This is a genomic window from Saccharothrix carnea (genome assembly GCF_003014735.1).
GTDB classification, from domain to species: Bacteria; Actinomycetota; Actinomycetes; order Mycobacteriales; family Pseudonocardiaceae; genus Actinosynnema; species Actinosynnema carneum.
The window spans coordinates 70,155-88,240 of record NZ_PYAX01000021.1 but is presented as its reverse complement, the minus strand read 5'-3'; the positions used below and the strand labels follow the sequence as shown (position 1 = coordinate 88,240).

17 protein-coding genes and 2 tRNA genes are annotated in these 18,086 nt (G+C 70.6%); 11 read left to right on the top strand and 8 right to left on the bottom strand.

Going from position 1 to position 18,086, the window contains the following annotated elements; genetic code table 11:
- Positions 1–29: 29 nt before the first annotated feature.
- Positions 30–770, bottom strand: coding sequence for a DUF4191 domain-containing protein (locus B0I31_RS36535; RefSeq protein WP_106619942.1), 741 nt, complete (start codon positions 768–770; stop codon positions 30–32).
- A 63-nt stretch (positions 771–833) separates the two neighbouring features.
- On the opposite strand from B0I31_RS36535, the gene B0I31_RS36530 reads away from it, so the two are divergent.
- The 5 genes from B0I31_RS36530 to B0I31_RS36510 all read left to right on the top strand — a co-directional run bounded on the left by B0I31_RS36530 (position 834) and on the right by B0I31_RS36510 (position 5,627).
- Positions 834–2,897 (top strand): ATP-dependent DNA helicase UvrD2, encoded by a 2,064-nt coding sequence (locus B0I31_RS36530; RefSeq protein ID WP_425444469.1) that lies wholly within the window; start codon positions 834–836, stop codon positions 2,895–2,897.
- 376 nt (positions 2,898–3,273) lie between these two features.
- Entirely contained in the window at positions 3,274–3,495 is a 222-nt protein-coding gene (locus B0I31_RS36525; protein ID WP_106619940.1) for a hypothetical protein, read from the top strand.
- Between the two features lie 137 nt (positions 3,496–3,632).
- Positions 3,633–4,031, top strand: coding sequence for a WhiB family transcriptional regulator (locus B0I31_RS36520; RefSeq protein ID WP_106619939.1), 399 nt, complete (start codon positions 3,633–3,635; stop codon positions 4,029–4,031).
- Positions 4,028–4,252 (top strand): hypothetical protein, encoded by a 225-nt coding sequence (locus B0I31_RS36515; protein ID WP_106619938.1) that lies wholly within the window; start codon positions 4,028–4,030, stop codon positions 4,250–4,252. Before B0I31_RS36520 ends, B0I31_RS36515 begins: the two co-directional genes overlap by 4 nt.
- 451 nt (positions 4,253–4,703) lie before the next feature.
- Positions 4,704–5,627, top strand: a complete 924-nt coding sequence (locus B0I31_RS36510; RefSeq protein WP_106619937.1) for a class I SAM-dependent methyltransferase — start codon at positions 4,704–4,706, stop codon at positions 5,625–5,627.
- Between the two features lie 425 nt (positions 5,628–6,052).
- Here the strand turns inward: B0I31_RS36510 and B0I31_RS36500 are convergent, their stop codons facing one another.
- The 4 genes from B0I31_RS36500 to B0I31_RS41025 form a co-directional block, all read right to left on the bottom strand.
- Positions 6,053–6,607, bottom strand: coding sequence for a hypothetical protein (locus B0I31_RS36500; protein WP_106619935.1), 555 nt, complete (start codon positions 6,605–6,607; stop codon positions 6,053–6,055).
- A gap of 81 nt (positions 6,608–6,688) precedes the next feature.
- Positions 6,689–7,999 carry an ABC1 kinase family protein gene (locus tag B0I31_RS36495; RefSeq protein WP_106619973.1) on the bottom strand — a complete coding sequence of 437 codons (1,311 nt, stop codon included), beginning with the start codon at positions 7,997–7,999 and terminating at the stop codon, positions 6,689–6,691.
- Positions 8,000–8,085: 86 nt separating this feature from the next.
- On the bottom strand, positions 8,086–9,096 hold the full coding sequence (locus B0I31_RS36490) for a ThiF family adenylyltransferase (protein WP_245950703.1): 1,011 nt from the start codon (positions 9,094–9,096) through the stop codon (positions 8,086–8,088).
- 130 nt (positions 9,097–9,226) lie between these two features.
- Complete coding sequence (locus B0I31_RS41025; RefSeq protein ID WP_015098458.1) at positions 9,227–9,382, bottom strand: DUF5679 domain-containing protein; 156 nt, start codon at positions 9,380–9,382, stop codon at positions 9,227–9,229.
- A 203-nt stretch (positions 9,383–9,585) separates the two neighbouring features.
- Between B0I31_RS41025 and B0I31_RS36485 the strand changes: the two genes are divergently transcribed.
- A complete protein-coding gene (locus B0I31_RS36485; RefSeq protein ID WP_106619971.1) occupies positions 9,586–10,113 on the top strand; it encodes a M48 metallopeptidase family protein in 528 nt (175 codons plus the stop codon).
- 57 nt (positions 10,114–10,170) lie between these two features.
- Here B0I31_RS36485 and B0I31_RS36480 read toward each other — a convergent pair whose 3' ends face one another.
- Complete coding sequence (locus B0I31_RS36480) at positions 10,171–11,490, bottom strand: zinc-dependent metalloprotease (protein ID WP_106619934.1); 1,320 nt, start codon at positions 11,488–11,490, stop codon at positions 10,171–10,173.
- A gap of 81 nt (positions 11,491–11,571) precedes the next feature.
- Between B0I31_RS36480 and B0I31_RS36475 the strand changes: the two genes are divergently transcribed.
- Positions 11,572–12,657: a YlbL family protein gene (locus tag B0I31_RS36475; protein ID WP_106619933.1), complete on the top strand. Its 1,086-nt coding sequence runs from the start codon at positions 11,572–11,574 to the stop codon at positions 12,655–12,657.
- A 27-nt stretch (positions 12,658–12,684) separates the two neighbouring features.
- On the opposite strand, the gene B0I31_RS36470 is transcribed toward B0I31_RS36475, so the two are convergent.
- A complete protein-coding gene (locus B0I31_RS36470) occupies positions 12,685–13,227 on the bottom strand; it encodes a PPA1309 family protein (protein WP_106619932.1) in 543 nt (180 codons plus the stop codon).
- A gap of 105 nt (positions 13,228–13,332) precedes the next feature.
- On the opposite strand from B0I31_RS36470, the gene B0I31_RS36465 reads away from it, so the two are divergent.
- The 3 genes from B0I31_RS36465 to B0I31_RS36455 all read left to right on the top strand — a co-directional run bounded on the left by B0I31_RS36465 (position 13,333) and on the right by B0I31_RS36455 (position 16,913).
- Positions 13,333–16,314: a UPF0182 family protein gene (locus B0I31_RS36465; protein WP_106619931.1), complete on the top strand. Its 2,982-nt coding sequence runs from the start codon at positions 13,333–13,335 to the stop codon at positions 16,312–16,314.
- 94 nt (positions 16,315–16,408) lie between these two features.
- Positions 16,409–16,482 (top strand) — tRNA-Met (locus tag B0I31_RS36460).
- 357 nt (positions 16,483–16,839) lie between these two features.
- A tRNA-Met gene (locus B0I31_RS36455) sits at positions 16,840–16,913 on the top strand.
- 53 nt (positions 16,914–16,966) lie between these two features.
- On the opposite strand, the gene B0I31_RS36450 is transcribed toward B0I31_RS36455, so the two are convergent.
- Positions 16,967–17,164, bottom strand: coding sequence for a hypothetical protein (locus B0I31_RS36450; RefSeq protein ID WP_053717392.1), 198 nt, complete (start codon positions 17,162–17,164; stop codon positions 16,967–16,969).
- 394 nt (positions 17,165–17,558) lie between these two features.
- Between B0I31_RS36450 and B0I31_RS36445 the strand changes: the two genes are divergently transcribed.
- On the top strand, positions 17,559–18,059 hold the full coding sequence (locus B0I31_RS36445) for a PadR family transcriptional regulator (RefSeq protein WP_073898030.1): 501 nt from the start codon (positions 17,559–17,561) through the stop codon (positions 18,057–18,059).
- Positions 18,060–18,086 lie beyond the last annotated feature (27 nt).

Below are 18,086 nucleotides of genomic sequence, written 5' to 3'. Positions count from 1 at the left end.
GGAACGGGCCTGAGCTGCGGAAACGTTCGTCAGCGGCGACGCATGGCGCGCTGCACGTTGCGCATCTTGGCGCCCTGGGGCATCGGGCCCTTGGGCAGCGCCGCGCCACGGCTGGCCAGCGCGGCCAGCCGGTTGTCGATCGTGTCGACCTGGGCGGTCGAGATGTTGCGCGGCAGCTTCATCAGGTGGCTCTGCAGCTTGCGCAGCGGCACCTGACCGTCCTCGGTGCCCACGACGACGTCGTAGATCGGCGTCTCGCCGATCACCCGCGCCACCCGCTTCTTCTCCTGCGCGAGCAGGTTCTTCACCCGGTGCGGCGCACCCTCGGCGACCAGCACCACGCCCGGCCGGCCGAGCACCCGGTGCACCATGTCACCGCTCGTCGTGCCCGCCACGGCCTGCGTCACGCGCCACTTGCCGCGCAGGTTGTCCAGCGCCCACGCCGCGGCGCCCGGCTGGCCGTCCGCCTTCGCGTACACCGTGCGCTGCACCCGGCGGCCGAACACGATGACCGCGAGCAGCGCGCCCACCGCGATGCCCATGGGCAGCAGCAGCCACTGCATGTCCCAGATGAGGCCGATCAGGAACGCCGCGGCCGTCGCGCCCAGCAGGCACGCCAGCATCAACGGCACGAGCGCCTTGTCCTCGCGGCGCTGCATCTTGAACGCCTCGAAGATCTGGCTGCGCTTCGCCTTCGATGCCGCGCGCCGAGCCTTCGCCGCTTCCTTGGAGGCCGCCTTGGCAGCCGCCTTGTCCTGCTTACCAGCCATACCTGCCAGGATACGGCGTGGCGCGTCGCCCCATGACGGGAGTACTCGCTGCGCTCTGCGAGGATGCAGCGCATGGACCGGCTGCTGGAGGGACTGGACCCGGAACAGCGTGCCGCCGTGGAGGCCCCGCGCGGCCCGGTCTGCGTGCTCGCGGGTGCCGGCACCGGCAAGACCCGCACCATCACGCACCGCATCGCGTACCTGGTCCAGCGCGGGCACGTGTCCGCCGGTCAAGTCCTCGCCGTCACGTTCACCGCACGTGCCGCGGGCGAGATGCGGACCCGGTTGCGGGCGCTCGGCGTGCACGGCGCGCAGGCCCGCACGTTCCACGCCGCCGCACTGCGGCAACTGCGCTACTTCTGGCCGCGCGTGGTCGGCGGCGAGCAGTGGCAGCTGATCGACCGGAACAAGCTGAGGCTGGTCGCGCAGGCCGCCAACCGGACGGGCCTGTCCACCGAGTCGGATTCGCTGCGCGACCTCGCGGGTGAGATCGAGTGGGCCAAGGCGTCGCTGGTCGCGCCCGACGACTACCCGAACGCCGCCGGCCGCACCAGCCGCGACACGCCCGCGCCCGCCGAGCAGGTCGCGCAGGTCTACCGGACCTACGAGGAGCTGAAGAACCAGGCGCAGCTGCTCGACTTCGACGACCTCCTGCTGCACACCGCGGCGGCGCTGGAGGAGCACGGCGAGGTCGCCGAGGAGTTCCGCGATCGGTACCGGTGCTTCGTGGTGGACGAGTACCAGGACGTGACGCCGTTGCAGCAGCGCGTGCTCGACGCGTGGGTGGGCGAGCGCGACGACCTGACCGTGGTCGGTGACGCGAACCAGACCATCTACTCGTTCGCCGGAGCCTCGCCGCGTCCGCTGCTGGACTTCCCGCGCCGGTTCCCCGAGGCCGTCGTCGTGCGGCTGGAACGTGACTACCGGTCCACGCCGCAGGTCGTGGGCCTGGCCAACGAAGTGATCAAGTGGGCGCGTGACCGCCCCGCCGGGTCGCGGCTGCGGCTGATCGGGCAGCGGCCGGACGGGCCGAAGCCGACGTTCACCGAGTTCGACGACGAGACGCTGGAGGCGGCGGCCGTCGCGCGGCGGGTGAAGGCGCTGCTGGACGAGGGCGTGTCGGCCAGCGAGATCGCCGTCCTCTACCGCGTCAACGCGCAGTCTGAGGTGTTCGAGCAGGCGTTGGCCGAGGTCGGCGTGCCTTATCAGGTGCGCGGTGGCGAGCGGTTCTTCCAGCGGGCCGAGGTGCGGCAGGCGATGGTCGCGCTGCGTGCGGCGGCGGCGCACGAGCCGACCGGCGAGCTGCCGAAGGTGGTGCGCGAGGTGCTGGCCGGGATCGGCCTGACCGACGAGCCGCCCGCCGGCGGGACGGCGCGGGAGAAGTGGGAGTCCCTGCTCGCGCTGGTCGAGCTGGCCGAGGAACTGGTCACGACGGTGGACTCGGCGGACCTGCGGACGTTCGTCGGCGAGCTGGAACTGCGGGCCGAGGCGCAGCACCCGCCGACTGTGGAGGGCGTGACGCTGGCGTCGCTGCACGCGGCGAAAGGCCTGGAGTGGGACGCGGTGTTCCTGGTCGGGCTGGTCGAGGGCACGTTGCCGATCCAGCACGCCGAAGGTGACGACGCGGCGATCGAGGAAGAGCGCCGGCTGCTGTACGTGGGCGTGACGCGGGCCCGTGAGCACCTGTGGATGTCGTGGGCGTTGGCGCGGGCCGCGGGCGGGCGTCGTTATCGGCGGCGCAGCCGGTTCCTGTACGGGTTGGTGCCCGACGACCACCCGGCGTCGCGCACGGCCGCCAAGCGGGAGCCGCTGCAGAAGCGGCCGAAGCCGCAGTGCCGGGTGTGCGGGTCGGCGCTGGTGGACGCGCGGGCGATCAAGCTGAGCCGGTGCGCCTCGTGCCCGTCCGACGTGGACGAGGAGCTGCTGGCCAAGCTGCGGGCGTGGCGGGCGGACCGTGCGCGTGAGCTGAAGGTGCCCGCTTACGTCGTGTTCACCGACGCGACGCTGGTCGCGATCGCCGAGCAGCGGCCGGAGGACGTCGCCGGGCTGGTGTCGATCTCGGGCATCGGCGCCGCCAAGCTGGACCGGTTCGGGGACGACGTCCTGGCCCTCGTACGGGGCCGCTGACCTCACGCCGGCTGGACTGGCGCCGTGTTGATGGCCGGGGCGGTGCTCCGCTGACCGGATGCAGCCCCAGGCCCGCTTGGGGGACGGCCCGGCGTTGACCGGGCGTTGATGCGGCGTTGGTCTCGCGTTGATCCGCGGTGGTGGCCGGTTGGGGCCCTGCCCGGCCCGCCGGCGGGCGGCTTCGTCCGTCCGAGTGGTGGCGCCCTAGCGCTCTGTACAGGGCAAACGCTGAATTTTCACTCAATCGACAGGTATTTGGAAAAACCTGTTGCACGCGTCCGGCGCGGAGTCATAACCTGCTCAGGCCGGGCGCGAGCGCCCGCTGGGGATTCAAGAGCTAGCAGTCGAGTCGAGACACCCGAGGAGGTGACCGGTCGTGAACACTCTCATGTGCTTCGAGACGCCCGGTTACCTGTTGACCGGGGTGGTTTCGGCTGCAGGCGCTGCTCATGTCGCGGGGGAGAAGTCTGCCCGCGATCGCCACGCCCTCAAGTGGGGTGCTGAGCGAGTTCAGCTGATCCAGGTGCCGGCGCTCTTCGCGCCGCGCGTCATCCCGACTCAGAACGTTGCGCCGTCCGCGCACGAGCGAAGTACCTGACCACCTTGTAGTCAGGCCACCAAGCTCACGAAGGCCGCGGACCCGTAACCGGATCCGCGGCCTTCGTGCTGTTCCGACCCGTTTTTAGGTTCGAACGACAAAAACCCCATGCAACACCCTTGACAGGAGTCCACCTGATGTTGACCGCGACCGTCCCCATAAACGGGACGTTGTCCACCGAGCCGGAGTTCGCCGGAGCGGGTGTCGCTTCCTTGATCGACACCGCGCCGGACGCCGGCTTGGAACTTCCTTGCCGTACCAACAACCCTGACCTGTGGTTCGCCGACGCGCCGGCGGAGCTGGAGGAGGCGAAGCGGTTCTGCGCCACCTGCCCCGTCATCGCGGAGTGCCTGGCCGGTGCGCTTGCTCGTCACGAGCCCTGGGGGGTCTGGGGCGGCGAGATCTTCGAGCGCGGAGCTGTGATCGCGCGCAAGCGTCCTCGTGGGCGCCCGCGCAAGGACGCAGCACCTGTTGTTCCCGCGGCGCCCGCCGCGACCGTTGTCCGGGGGGCTAACGACCAGGAGGCCGCCGCGTGACCACGTACCGATCCACCGCAGACGAATCGATGCTCATCGAAGTCAACCCCAAGGGGAACCCCATGCTGCTCGAAGAAAATCTCGCCAGATCCCGAATGCATGACGCGGAGATATTCGCGCAACAGCATCGGCTGGCCCACCGCCTCGTCGTCGCCCGCAGGTGGCGCCGGCTGGCCGGATGGGCCCAGCGCAGGGCTGCCTTGAAGGCCCGCGCGATCTGATGCACACAGCGGCCCGCCCTCTCCGTCCCACGACGGGGCAGGGCGGGCCCTGCCATGCCCGGACTCCGACCCGCCCTGGCAGGGGCACCGGCTCGGGCGTTGGATTCGCGCACGCTTCCGGCCCGGTCCGCTACGGCCCACCTGGTCCCCTGCCTCGGTCCGCCCTCCCCTGCCCCCGCCTGCCCGGCCCCGACCGGCCCGACCCGGCCTGGCCTGGCCTGGCCTGGCCCGGCCCGACCCGGCCCCGGACACGGGGCGCTGGCCCGTTCTCGAGTTCAGGTTCGGGTGCGCACCGCCGACCTCTGCTCCAGCCCTCGTCCGCAGCCCGGTTCCGGCGCGGGCTCGGATGCACCGACGCCGGCGGCGCAGGGCCGAGTGCCTGGCTGGCGGTAGGCGTGGTGACCGGCGGGTTGAGGGGAGGGTTCGGCGTGGCGTGGGTACCGTTTGATGTGTGGCAGCTCACTCTCATAACCATGGCCATGCCCACGGCCGGACTCATGACGGGATCGACTGGTCGTCCCGGCTGAACTTCCTGCGTCAGGCCGACGAGTTGGATGCCGAGTCTCGGCGGGTGGTCGCGCGGAGACTCGTGCGCGCGTTGCCCGACAAGCCGACCGTCTTGGACGTCGGGTGTGGTGCGGGTGGGATGAGCGTGGCGTTGGTCGAGGCACTTTCCGCTCGTGGCGGTGGCACGGTTGTGCTGGTGGACGCCGTGCCCGAGCTGTTGGACGCTGCGACGACCGCGGCCCGGTCGGCGGCCACCTACGAGACCGACACGACCACGGCGAGCGTGCGCGTCCGGCCGGTGCTGGCCGATTTGGCGACCGAACGGCCGGTGGAGATCGCCGGGCCCGCGCAGATGGTGTGGGCGTCGAACGTCGTGCATCACCTCCCTGATCAGCGTGCGGCTGTGCTCGGGTTGATCGAGGCGGTCGCGCCGGGTGGGTGGTTGGCGCTCGCCGAGGGCGGGTTGAGCGGCAAGTTCCTCCCGTTCGACCTGGGTATCGGTGAGCCGGGCCTGCAGGAACGGCTGTCCGCTGCGCGGGCCCAGTGGTTCGTGCGGATGCGGGAGAACACAGCGGGCTCGGTTCGCCTGCCCGGTGGCTGGAACCTCGTGCTCTCCGACAGCGGCCTCGTGGACGTGACGGCCTTCAGCTACCTCATCGACCACCCGGCGCCGCCCAAGCAGGCGGTGCGCGACTGGGCGGTGGACCAGCTGAAGTGGTACGACGAGGTCGCCGGTGACGTGCTCCACCCCGCCGACCGCCGGACGGTGAAGCAACTGCTCGACCCCGAGGACCCCGCGTTCCTCGGGCTGCGCGACGACGTCTTCCTGCTGACCGCCAACACCGTCTACCTGGGCCGGAAGCCGTGACCGAGACCTGCGCCCGGTGTGGGCGAGCGCGATCGTCTGTCACCGATCCGGCCGAGCTGTTGGCTTGGGTGCGGGAACGGGAGCGCGGCGGCGACCGGTGGTTGTGCCACGTCTGCGTGCGGGAGCACGTTCGGGATATCGAACGTCATTTGCCCTCCGATTACTGGTCTGGTTGAGGCGCCGCAGGCGCCCCGTTCCGCAGGCATCGTCTGTCGGGCTCAGGATCAACTGGGATCGGTGGAGGCAAGGAGCGGTGTGCGGCGGGTGGGCTGCGTTGGGGTGGGCTGGGTGTTGGCTGGTTGCCTTGGAGGGGGCGGCGGTCCTAGGGGCACGTTGTTGGTGGGCTTCGGGGGCCGGGCGGGTCCGTTGTGGTGAGTGAGTTTGCGGGCCTTGGAGGGTGGGGTTGGGGAGGTGGGGTGGGGTTGTTAGTGGAGGAGGGTGGAGAGGAGGCGCAGGGTGGCTCTGGTGGTGGCGGTGCCTCGTTTGTTGCCGGCGTTCAGTTCTTTGGTCAGGGTGGCGACGGTGCACAGGCCCGAGCGGACGGCGGTGGATAGGAGGTGGTGTTGGCGCAGTGGGTCGCGTTCGTGGCGGGCGGCGTCCAGGGTGGCCCTCGTTGGTTCGGCCAGGGGGAGGCCGGATTCCCGCACGACTCTTGGTGGGCGGGTGGTGCGTTCCAGCAGCACGTGGTCGGGGCAGGTGCGGCGGGTGGTGGCTGGTTGAAGCAGGTGTATGCGGGGTGGGGGTGGTAGGGAGGCGAGGCCTTGGGCGTGCAGGGCGTCGACGCCGGTGACCACGGCCTTCGGGCCCGCGTAGGCCAAGGCGGCATGGAGGCGCTGGGTGCGGGTCGGTGGGGTGGCGCTGAGCAGCACCACGCCCGGCAGGATGCGCTGCCACGGGCCGCCCGGGCGGCACTTGAGATCGATGACGTAGCCGGGGACGCCGGCGGCCTTCAGGTCCGATGCCTTGATCACTTGGTTCATGGGGTCGATCCTCCGGGGGTTCCGGGGGAGGGGCCATGGGGTGTTCGTGATCTGTGGATAACTTGGGGATCTGTGGACAGGTCAGTCGTCGAAGCCTGGTTGCCAGCGGGCGACGGTGGCCCTGGCCTGCACGTTTGCGTCCAGCTGGCAGAGGATGCCCGTCGCGCCCAGCGTCACCCTGTGGATAAGTAGGTACTGCGGGGGCAGGTTCAGGGACCTTCCCGTTTGCGAATCGGGGCTGCGGAGGTCGCCGACGCGCTCCGCCTGCCGCTGCAGCCACCGGCGGGTGAAGTGGAACGTCTCGGTCCGCAGCGGCTCGACGAACGGCGCCAGGTAGTTCAGCACGTCCTCCGCGTGCAGCTCGGTCCCGGGACGGATGAACCGCTCCGACCGCAGCAGCTCCACCAGGTCCGCCGACCGGCCGTCCAGCGCCAGCCTGGTCATCAAACCCAGCGTCCTGGGCAACCCGTCCGGCAGCCGGGCGACCGCCCCGAAGTCCAGCACGCGCAACCGGCCGTCCGCGCCGAGCATGAAGTTGCCGGGGTGCGGGTCGGCGTGCAGCAGCCCCGACCGGCTCGGCGCGGAGAAGTGGAACTCCGACAGCAGCTGCCCGGCCAGGTCACGCTCGTCGCGCTCACCCGCACGGATGATCTTCGACAGCGGCGTGCCCTCGGTCCACTCGGTGACCATCACCTTCGGCGAACTGGCCACCACCCGCGGCACGAGCACGCGGTCGTCCCCGTCGAACGCCTTGGCGAACGTCCGCTGGTTGTCCGCCTCGGTCCGGTAGTCCAGCTCCTCCAGGTACCGGTCCCGCAGCTCCTCCAACAGCGGCTTCACCTCGGTGCCCGGCATGACCGCCTGCAACACCCGGCTGAACCGCAGCAACGTGTTGAGGTCGCTCTGCAACGCCTCGTCCGCGCCCGGGTACTGCACCTTCACCGCCACCTCGCGGCCGTCGTGCCACACCGCCCGGTGCACCTGCCCGATGCTCGCCGACGCGGCCGGCGAGTCGTCGAACGACGTGAACCGCTTCGCCCACCCCGCGCCCAACTGCTCGGCCAGCACGCGGTGCACGGTGCGCGCGGGCATCGGCGGCGCGGCCGTCTGCAGCTTGGTCAGCGCCTCGCGGTACGGCTCGGCCAGCTCGTCCGGCACCGCCGCCTCGAACACGCTCAGGGCCTGGCCGAACTTCATGGCACCGCCCTTGAGCTGCCCGAGCACCGCGAACACCTGCTCCGCGGTCTTCGCCGACACCTCGGCGCTGACCTCCTCGGAACTGCGGCCTGCCAGGCGCTTGCCCCAGCCGCCCACCACCCGGCCCGCCACCCCGAGCGGGAGGCTGGCCAGCTTGGCGGTGCGCTGCACGGCCTTGCGCGGGATCTCGCTCACCCGGTGATTCTCCTCCCGCCCGTTCACGTGGTCGCAGTGGTGCACGCCCCTGCCACAAAACCTACACAGGCCCACCTGAGGGTGGATCACTTCGCGGAACGGCACTCGCAGCGCGGGTGCACCGGCGCGATCCGGTGCTCGACCACCCCGGCGAACGCGTCCACCTCCAGCGTCGCGTCCCAGGTCGGCGGCCTGGTCCCGGCGGGCTCCGATCGGTCGAGCGCCAGCAGCGCCTGCCCGACCGCCACCCCGGCCGTCGCCGTCACGGTGGCCAGGTCGGCGTGCTGGACGCGGTCGACCAGCTGCGCGGCGATCATCGGCCACGCCGGGTCCGCGTCCGCCTCGTGCCGGTCCGCGCACCTCAGGCAGCTACTGCGACCGGGCACGACCAGCGGCCCGACCACGCCGAGACCCTCCCGGACCCGCACGGCCAGGTGCGGCGTGCCGTCCGAGACGAGCTGGTGCAGCAGTTCCGGCGCGGGCACCAGGGCGTCGGCCAGCACCACCAGGTCGACCACCCGACCCACCGGCCGAACGGTCCCGCACGCCCGCCGCACGGCGTCCTGGGCGGCCTCGGCGCGCGGCCTGCCGACGTCCTCCTCGGCGTACCCCGATCCGGTGTCCTCCGGCCCGACACGGCCCCGGGCGACCACCCGAACGTGTGCCACGCCGGAAGCCGCGAGGAGCGCCGCGACGGTCACCGCGAGCCGTCCCTCGCCGTGCACGACGACCGACCGGGCGGCACGGGCGGCGGGCAGCCCGGCGGCGTGACGACGGGTGCGCAGCGCCCACCCGGTCACCTCGGCGGCGAGCCTGGGGTGCGGCACGGGAACGGAGTCCTCGACCAGCCCGGCCTGCGCCAGCCCGTGCAGGACACCGGCGAACTCGGCCGCCTGCCTGCCGTGACCGGCGAGCCGTTCACGCAGGTCGGAAAGGGTGTGCCGACCGTTGAGACCGAGCAGGACGGACGCCATGGGTTCGGGCACGTCCTCGACCAGCATGGCGTGCCGGGGGTCCGTGCCGATCTGCACCACGTCGTCCCGGCGGCGCAGCAGCGGCAGGCCGGGCAGGACCCTGGGGCGGTTGGGTAGATCCACACCGGCAGCCTGCCCGCGGTGGCCGGCACGGCAAAATGCCTGTCCACAGGCTCGCCGGTTGTCCACAGAGGCCACGAAGGGCCTTGACGGGCGGCCGGGCACCCACGAGGGCCCGGCCACCCGTCCCCGATCAGACCTTCGCCTTGCCGAGGATCCGGGTCACCGTGGTTCCGCAGACCGGGCACTTGCCCTTGGCCATCCTGCGGTTGTTGCTCTCGTGCACCTCGCCCGTGAAGTCGCGCTTCTCACGGCACTTGACGCAGTAGCCGTTGTAGGTCTCGGCCACGGCTTCCTCCTCGCATCGAGAGTGCGGAGCGATCTGCGCCACACTCGGGGGTTGCGCTGAACGCTACCTCCGGGAACGCCCCTCCGCTGCACGCCGCGTCGAGCGTGTCCAGCCGCCTTTCGGAGGAACCTGCTGGTCCGTTGCCCCACACACCGCCGCTTGGCCGCCGCGGATTGTCGGTCCGTGGCCTTACCGTGAACGCCATGCCCGAACCGCAGGTGGAGGTGCGGCGCAGCGCCCGGCGCCGTCGCATGGTGAGCGCGTACCGCGAGGGGGACACGGTCGTGGTCCTGCTGCCGGCTCGCATGAGCAAGAGCGAGGAGAAGCACTGGGTGGCGGAGATGCTCAGCCGCCTGCAGCGCAGCGAGACCCGCAGGCGCTCGCCCACGCGCACGTCCGACGCCGCGCTGCTGGCGCGGTGCGAGGAGCTGGCGGAGAAGTACCTGGACGGCGTGCAGCCGAGCAGCGTGCGGTGGGTGCCGCCGATGCGCACGAGGTGGGCGTCGTGCACGCCGAGCGAGGGCACGATCCGCATCAGCGAACGGCTGCGCGACGTGCCCCCGTGGGTGCTCGACTACGTGCTGGTCCACGAGCTGGCGCACCTGGAGGTCCCCGGGCACGGCAAGGACTTCTGGCTGCTCGTGCACAGGTACCCGAAGGCCGAGCGGGCCATCGGGTACCTGGAAGGCCTCTCGGCCGCCGCGGGCCTGGGCATCACCGAGGAGGATTGAGGACTGCGCTGGATTGCGCGACCTCGCGAAGCGGGTCGCCGTAGAGGAGCGGCCGGGTCAGGACTGGGCGTCGCCCTCGGGCTTGTCGTCCTGGTCGTCGTCCTTCTCTCGGAGCGTGCGCTCCAGCTCGGCCATCGGGTCCTCCAGCGCCTTGCGCGTCTGGCCGAACCGCTCGGCGAACTCCATCGGGTCGTCCAGGTCCTCGGCCGTCGGCACCAGGTCGGGGTGCTCCCACACGCTGTCGCGCTGCTCGATGCCGTGCTGGTCGGTGAGCAGCTTCCACAGCGCCGCCGCCGAGCGGTGCCGGCGCGGCCGCAGCTCCAGGCCCACCAGCGTGGCGAACGTCTGCTCCGCCGGTCCGCCGGACGCCCGCCGCCTGCGCAGCGTCTCCCGCAACGCCTCGGCACCGGGCAGCCGCTCGCCGACCGCCTCGTTCACCACCACGTCCACCCAGCCCTCGACCAGGGCCAACAGCGTCTCCAGGCGGGTCAGCGCGGCCTTCTGCTCGGGCGTGGTCTGGGGTTCGAGCATCCCCGACTTCATCGCCTCTTCGATGCTCGCCGGGTTGGCCGGGTCGATCTGGCCGGCCATCTGCTCCAGCGCCGAGGTGTCCACGGTGATGCCGCGGGCGAACTCCTCCACGGTGTCCAGCAGCCGCTGGCGCAGCCACGGCACGTGGCTGAACAGCCGCTGGTGCGCCGCCTCACGGGCGGACAGGAACACCAGCACCTCGCTGGCGGGCCGCTCCAGGCCCTCGGTGAACTTCTCGATGTTGTCCGGCAGCAACGCGGCCGTGCCTTCCGGCCCGAGCGGCAACCCGACGTCGGTCGACGTCAGCACCTCCGCGCCGAGCTGCGCCAACGCGCCACCCAGCTGCGAGCCGAACGCCATGCCGCCCATCTGCCCGAGCATCGACAGCAGCGGCCCGGCGGCCTCCTTCGCCTCGGCGGGCATCGCGTCGACCCAGGCGCCGGACACGCGCTGCGCCACCGGGTCGCACAGCCGCTGCCACGTCGGCAACGTGCGCTCCACCCAGTCGCGCGCGCTCCAGCCCTGGGCGGTGCGAGCACCGGCGGGCAGCGCCGTCGCCGGGTCCAGCCACATCTCGGCCAGGTGCACGGCGTCGGTCACCGCGCTGTCCTGGTCCGGCCGGAACCCGGTGCCGCCCTTGCCGGCGAGCTGCTGCAGCGCGATCTGCTTCGCGAGGTCGTAGTTGACCGGCCCGGACGACGTGCCCGCGTTGCTGAACATCGCACCGAGCTGGCTCAGCATCGCGCCGAGCTGGTTGAAGTCGAAGGGGTTCTCCCCTTGGTCTCCGGGTTTGCGGTTGCGGTCGTCGGGGTCCTGCGGGCTGAACCCGAAGGGCAGGTCACTCATGGGTCCACGGTACGCGGCACGGGAGCGCCGCGTGGGACCGGTTCGCCGGCAGCGTGACGGTGTGGTCGTACCCTGTCGGGCGTGACCGAAGGCACCGACACCGTCGTGGACCAGGCACCAACCCCACCGCACGCGCCGCGGCGCGGCCTGACCCGGCGGACGTGGACCCTCGTGGTCAGCCTCGCGGTCGTGCTCGCCCTCGGCCTGCTCGGCGGGTTCGCCCGCGTGCCGTACGTCGCCCTGGGCCCTGGACCGACCTACGACACGTTGGGCCAGGTCAACGGCACCGACGTGGTGTCGGTGGACGGTCAGGACACGTTCCCGACCAGCGGCAAGCTCACCATGACCACCGTGTCGCTCACCGACGACGTGTCGCTGTTCGGCGCGCTCGGCCTGTGGGTGAGCGGCCGGTACGCGCTCGCGCCGCGCGAGGAGTTCTTCCGGCCCGGTGAGTCCGAGCAGCAGGTCCGCGACCAGAACGTGAAGGCGTTCCAGGACTCGCAGACCAGCGCCGAGGTGGCCGCGCTGCGCCACCTGAAGTCCGACATGAAGGTCGTCGCCGCCGAGATCACCAACGACACCGCGGCGGCCGAGGTGCTGGAGCCCAACGACCAGCTGCTGGAGGTCAACGGCAAGCAGATCGGCAGCGCGGACGACGTGCGCTCGGCGCTGGAGAGCACCAAGCCGGGTGACCGGATCACGCTGACCTACAAGCGCGGGTCCGAGAGCAAGACCGCCACCGTCACCCTCGGGCGGGCCGAGGGCCGCGAGACCGGCTTCCTGGGCGTGCTGCCGCTGGACCGCGCCGACGTGCCGTTCGACATCAAGATCAGCCTGACCGACGTGGGCGGCCCGTCCGCCGGCCTGCTGTTCGCGTTGTCGATCGTCGACAAGCTCACGCCGGGCGAGCTGAACGGCGGCCTGTCCGTCGCGGGCACCGGCGAGATCAACGACAAGGGCGAGGTCGGCCGCATCGGCGGCATCGGGTTCAAGATGGTGGCCGCCCGCGAAGGCGGCGCCACCGTGTTCCTCGTGCCCGCGGGCAACTGCGACGAGGCCAAGCAGCACGCCCCGGAGGGCCTGCGGCTGGTCAAGGTGCAGACGTTGGACGACGCCGTGCAGTCGCTGGGGTCGCTGAGCAAGGGCGGCGACGCGCCCAGTTGTTAGGCCGCTGCTCGCAGACGGCGGGCGGGGTCAGGGCCGCAGTGTCTCCAGGAGTGCGCGGGTGAGGTTCGGGGCCAGTTCGGGGTGCGCCACGACCTCCTCGGGCACCTCCACGTTGCCCCGCAGCCTCAGCACGCACGCCGCCGAGCCGTCCCGCAGCACCGCCGCCACCAGCCTCGCCTCCCGGCGCTGGGGGTGTTCGGCGGCGAACCTGCGCGCCTGCTCGTCGTCCAGCTCCTGCTCGGTCAGCTGGGCCTCGGCGTCCGGCGGCAGCACGACGATTTCCTGCGCCAACGCGCACCCGTGCACGACGTCCGGCCACACGATGCCCGCCAGCGCCCGGTCCAGCTCGTCGTCGGGCAGCGAGTCCTGCGCGATCGGCGTCAACGGCGAGGCGTCGGGGTCGAGCTGGCCCGCCAGCTCCGGCTGCTGCGCCAACAGCTCGGCCGTCGGTACCAGCGCGAACAGCTGGGTCGGCTGGTTCCACCCGGCGGTGGACACGAACTCCTCGACCTCGCGGGCGACGGCGGGCAGCACCACGGGCGGCGTTTCACTGGCTGACACGTGCGCCATGGTCGCATCTGGGTAAAGGCAAGACCGAACGGGGAACCCTCGGCGGCCTCCGTAGAGTTGGACAGAACGTACGAACGCCACTACCGCGATCCAGGAGCGTGCCCCGTGGCCACACGGCCCCCGGTCGGACTGCCCAGGCTGTCCCGTCGCAGCCGGATTCTGCTCATCGTCGGTGCGGTGGTCCTGGTCGGTCTGATCACCGGCTCAAGGCTGCTCGGCACCTACGTCAACTGGCTCTGGTTCGGTGAGGTCGGCTTCCGCAGCGTCTACGGCACGGTGCTGGCGACCCGGTTCGGGTTGTTCTTCGCCGTGGGTCTGCTGGTGGGCGGTCTCGTCGCGATCAACCTGATCCTCGCCTACCGGAGCCGGCCGGTGTTCGTGCCGGTGTCCGGGCCCGACGACCCGGTGGCCCGCTACCGGGCCGTGGTCAGCAGGCGGATGAAGCTGTTCGCCATCGGCCTGCCGGTGCTCGTCGGCCTCATCGCCGGCACCTCGGCCCAGGGCGACTGGCAGGTCGTCCAGCTGTTCTTCAACGCTACCTCGTTCGGCGTGAACGACCCCGAGTTCGGCAACGACATCGGCTTCTACGCCTTCCAGCTGCCGTTCTACACCTGGGTCCTGTCGTGGCTGTTCATCGCCACGGCGGTCGCGTTCGTCGCCGCCGTGGTGGCGCACTACCTGTTCGGCGGCATCCGCCTGGCGGGCCGCGGCGGTCAGCTCTCCGGGCCCGCGCGCACCCACCTGGCGATCGTGGCCGGCGTGTTCATCCTGCTCAAGGCGGTCGCGTACTTCTTCGACCGGTACATGCTGCTGTTCTCCGACCGCAACGACAAGTTCAACGGCGCGAGCTACACCGACCTCAACGCGGTGCTGCCCGCCAAGCTGATCCTGCTGTTCATCGCGGTCTTCTGCGCCATCGCGTTCTTCGCGGGCGCCGTGCTGCGCAACCTGCAGCTGCCGGCGATCGCGACCGTGCTGCTGGTGCTGTCCTCCATCCTGGTCGGCGCCGCGTGGCCCGCCGTGCTGGAGCAGTTCTCGGTGAGGCCCAACGCCATCGAGAAGGAAGCCGAACCGATCGTCCGCAGCATCGACGCCACCCGGCAGGCCTACGGGCTGACCGAGGACAAGGTGGAGAGCAAGCCGTACGCGGGCAAGCAGAACGTCTCGCTGGACGAGCTGAAGAACGACCAGGCGACCGTCGGCAACGTCCGGCTGCTCGACCCGGCCGTCATCTCCAAGACGTTCACCCAGTTCCAGCAGCTCCGGCCGTTCTACGCGTTCCCGGAGAAGCTGGACGTCGACCGCTACAAGGTCAACGGCCAGCTCCAGGACTACATCGTCGCGGTGCGCGAGCTGCAGACGGCGAGCATCCCGCAGGCCCAGCGCGACTGGATCAACCAGCACCTCATCTACACCCACGGCAACGGCATGGTGTTCGCCGAGGCCAGCAAGGTGAACTCGCCCGCGGACGAGGGCGGCAACGGCGGCTACCCGGTGTTCGAGGTGGCCCAGGTCGGCCAGGACGGCAAGGTCCAGACCGGCCCGTTCGGCGTGCAGCAGCCCCGCACCTACTTCGGTGAGCTGGGCGGCCCCGCCGACTACGCCATCGTCGGCGGCCGGGGCGAGGGCGCGCCCGGTGAGTACGACACAGACGGCTCGTCCTACACCTACACCGGCAAGGGCGGCGTCCGCATCGGCGGCCTGTTCAACAAGATGGTCTTCGCCGCCGCCTACGGCGAGCGGAACATCCTGTTCAACTCGGCCATCGGCGACGACTCGCGGATCATCTTCAACCGCAACCCGCGCGACCGCGTCGAGGCCGTGGCGCCGTGGCTGACCGTGGACGGCGACCCGTACCCGGCCGTGGTGGACGGCCGCATCACGTGGATCGTGGACGGCTACACCACGCTCGACAACTACCCGTACGCGCGCCGCACGCCGCTGGGTGACGCCACCAACGACTCGCTGCCGGGTGTCGCGCAGCAGCCGAACCGGGAGATCGGGTACATCCGCAACTCGGTCAAGGCCACTGTGGACGCCTACGACGGCACGGTGACGCTGTACGAGATGGACACCAAGGACCCGGTGCTGAAGGCGTGGATGGGTGTCTTCCCGGGCACGGTGAAGGCCAACAGCGAGATGTCGGACTCGCTGAAGGAGCACCTGCGCTACCCCGAGGACCTGTTCAAGGTGCAGCGCGAGATGCTGGCGGAGTACCACGTGGACAACCCGCGTGACTTCTACTCCGGCGTCTCGTTCTGGGACGTGCCGTCCGACCCGACCATCGACAACGCCACCACGGTCGAGGCGCAGCAGCAGGGCGTGGCGCAGCAACGCGACCGGCAGCCGCCGTTCTACGTGCTGGCGGGTGACCCGACCGGTGACGCGAACAAGGTCAGCTTCCAGCTGACCAGCGCGCTGGTACGGCTGAACCGCGAGTTCATGGCGTCGTACGTGACGGTCAGGTCCGACCCGGACAACTACGGCAAGATCAGCGTGCTGACGCTCAACAACGAGGTCAAGGGTCCGCAGCAGATCCAGACGACGTTCCTGACCAACGGCGAGGTCAGCGGTGAGCTGAACCTGCTCGCCCAGCGGCAGACGAAGGTCGTCTACGGCAACCTGCTGACGTTGCCGGTGGGCGGCGGCCTGCTCTACGTGGAGCCCATCTACATCGAGCGGGCCAGCCAGAACACCCAGTTCCCGCAGCTGTACAAGGTGCTGGTCAGCTTCGGCGACAAGGTGGGTTACGCGCCGACGCTGAGCGAGGCGATGGAGCAGGTGCTGTCCGGCTCGTCGACCCAGGTGCCGCCCACGGAGAACAACGGCCAGCCGCCGACGTCCACGCCGTCCACCACGCCCACGCCGCCCGGCAACGGGCAGGGTGGCACGGAGCTGCAGCAGGCCGTGCGGGACATCCAGGCGGCCATCGACCGCATCCAGGCGGCCCAGTCCAGCGGTGACTTCGTCGAACTCGGCAACGCCTACAAGGCGCTGGACGACGCGACGAAGAGGTTCGAGACGGCCGGCACGGCGTCCACCCAGACGCCGTCCACCACTCAGCCGTCACCGACACCGACCGGCTGACCTGCACTGATATCGCGATCGGGTGGCCTGGGACACGTTCCGGGCCACCCGATTTGCATATCCCCGTAACCTCGGCGTAGAGTTCTAAATGCAGCGCGGGGTGGAGCAGCTCGGTAGCTCGCTGGGCTCATAACCCAGAGGTCGCAGGTTCAAATCCTGTCCCCGCTACAAAGTGGGAAAGCCTTGTTCACGGAGAGCGTGAACAAGGCTTTTTCGCATTTACACCGGGGGTCCGACCCCCGGACCCCGGGCAGGCGGGCTTCGCCCCCTGCACCCCCGACCGGGGGCAAGCCCCTGGACCCCGTCCTGGGTCGGGTCGCGTTGGCGGGGCTGCGGTGCCGTGGACCAGGGGGTTCTGGCGCGACATCGAGGTCCAGGTCCTGGTGTCGGCAGCCCGGTGTCGCTGCGCGCGAACCCCGGCCGCCGGCTCGGGCCAGTGGGACTGGCTGGGTGAGCTGGGGAGACAGAGGGTGGGGGACCCCGGTGAATAAGGGGTTTTCGGGGTGTGTATAGTTGTACTTACAGCGCGGGGTGGAGCAGCTCGGTAGCTCGCTGGGCTCATAACCCAGAGGTCGCAGGTTCAAATCCTGTCCCCGCTACTACGTGAAAGGCCCCCGGGAAGTTTCCCGGGGGCCTTTCGCCTGTTCAGTGCTCAGGTCATGTTCTCGGCCCAGTACTGGGCGCAGGTGAGCGAGCAGACCCGGCCCTCGCCGCTGACCGTGCGATGCCTGCGGATCTGCTTGCCGCACACCATGCACTCGTCCTTGCCCGCCTGCTCCGGGATCGTGCCGGACGCCCAGGCGCGGGCGTTGCGGACTACCTTCGTCCCCGTCGTCCATTTGATGCCCACAGCTGACCTCCCAGTCGAACGAGCACAGTCGAACGAACACCCGCCGTAATGGTCCCACCACCCGACGTGTTTGCCACATCGAGAGGGTGGACATCACCGGGTTGTGCTATCGGCCGAGGGGGCCGGTGGGGCGGGGCGGACGCGCCGCGTGACGCCGCGCTGCCGTTCGAGTGAACGCAGAAGTGCGGTTTCCCTTGTGCCTCAATGGATTTCCACTTCACGTGGACAGTCGCGGTCAAGCGGCCGAACGCGTGGCGTTGATCAGCGGGCGGTTACGCAGCGATGCTTTGCGTTGCTCCGCTTGGCCCAACTCCACTAGCCCGTGATCAGCCACAGTGGACAGAACGGCTGACCATTGTGGACAGCGACCGGTGAGCGTGGCACCGTTGGTGGGGTGTCGGACCTGAATGCGACGGCGGCTGCCCTGCTCGGGCTGCTGCACGACGGACCCAAGACCGGTGGCCAGCTCGTGGCTGAGGCGGGAGAGCGCTTCGGCGCCTTCTTCAGCGTCACCCGCAGCCAGGTCTACCGCGAGCTGCCCGCGTTGGCGGACCAGGGCCTGCTGCGCCTCGGCAAGCAGGGCCCGCGTTCCAGCCAGCAGTACGTGCTGACCGCGGCGGGCAAGAAGGCGTTCAAGAACTGGCTGCTCTCCGAGCCGGGACCGGACCACCTGCGCAGCCCGCTGATCCTGCGGCTGGTGCACGCGGGCTCCTTGACCGCAAAACAGCGGCAAGCGCTCGTGGACTCCGCTCGCGCCAGTTACGGCGCCGAGCAGGAGGCCGCCAAGACGGCGGTCAAGACCGCGGAGGACGCCTACGCCAAGGCGGTCGCCGAATTCGGCCTGGCCCACGCCAAGGCCGTGCTCAAGCTGCTCGACGCCATCCCCACGGCCTGAAACGCGCCCACCGGTCGCACTCCGCGA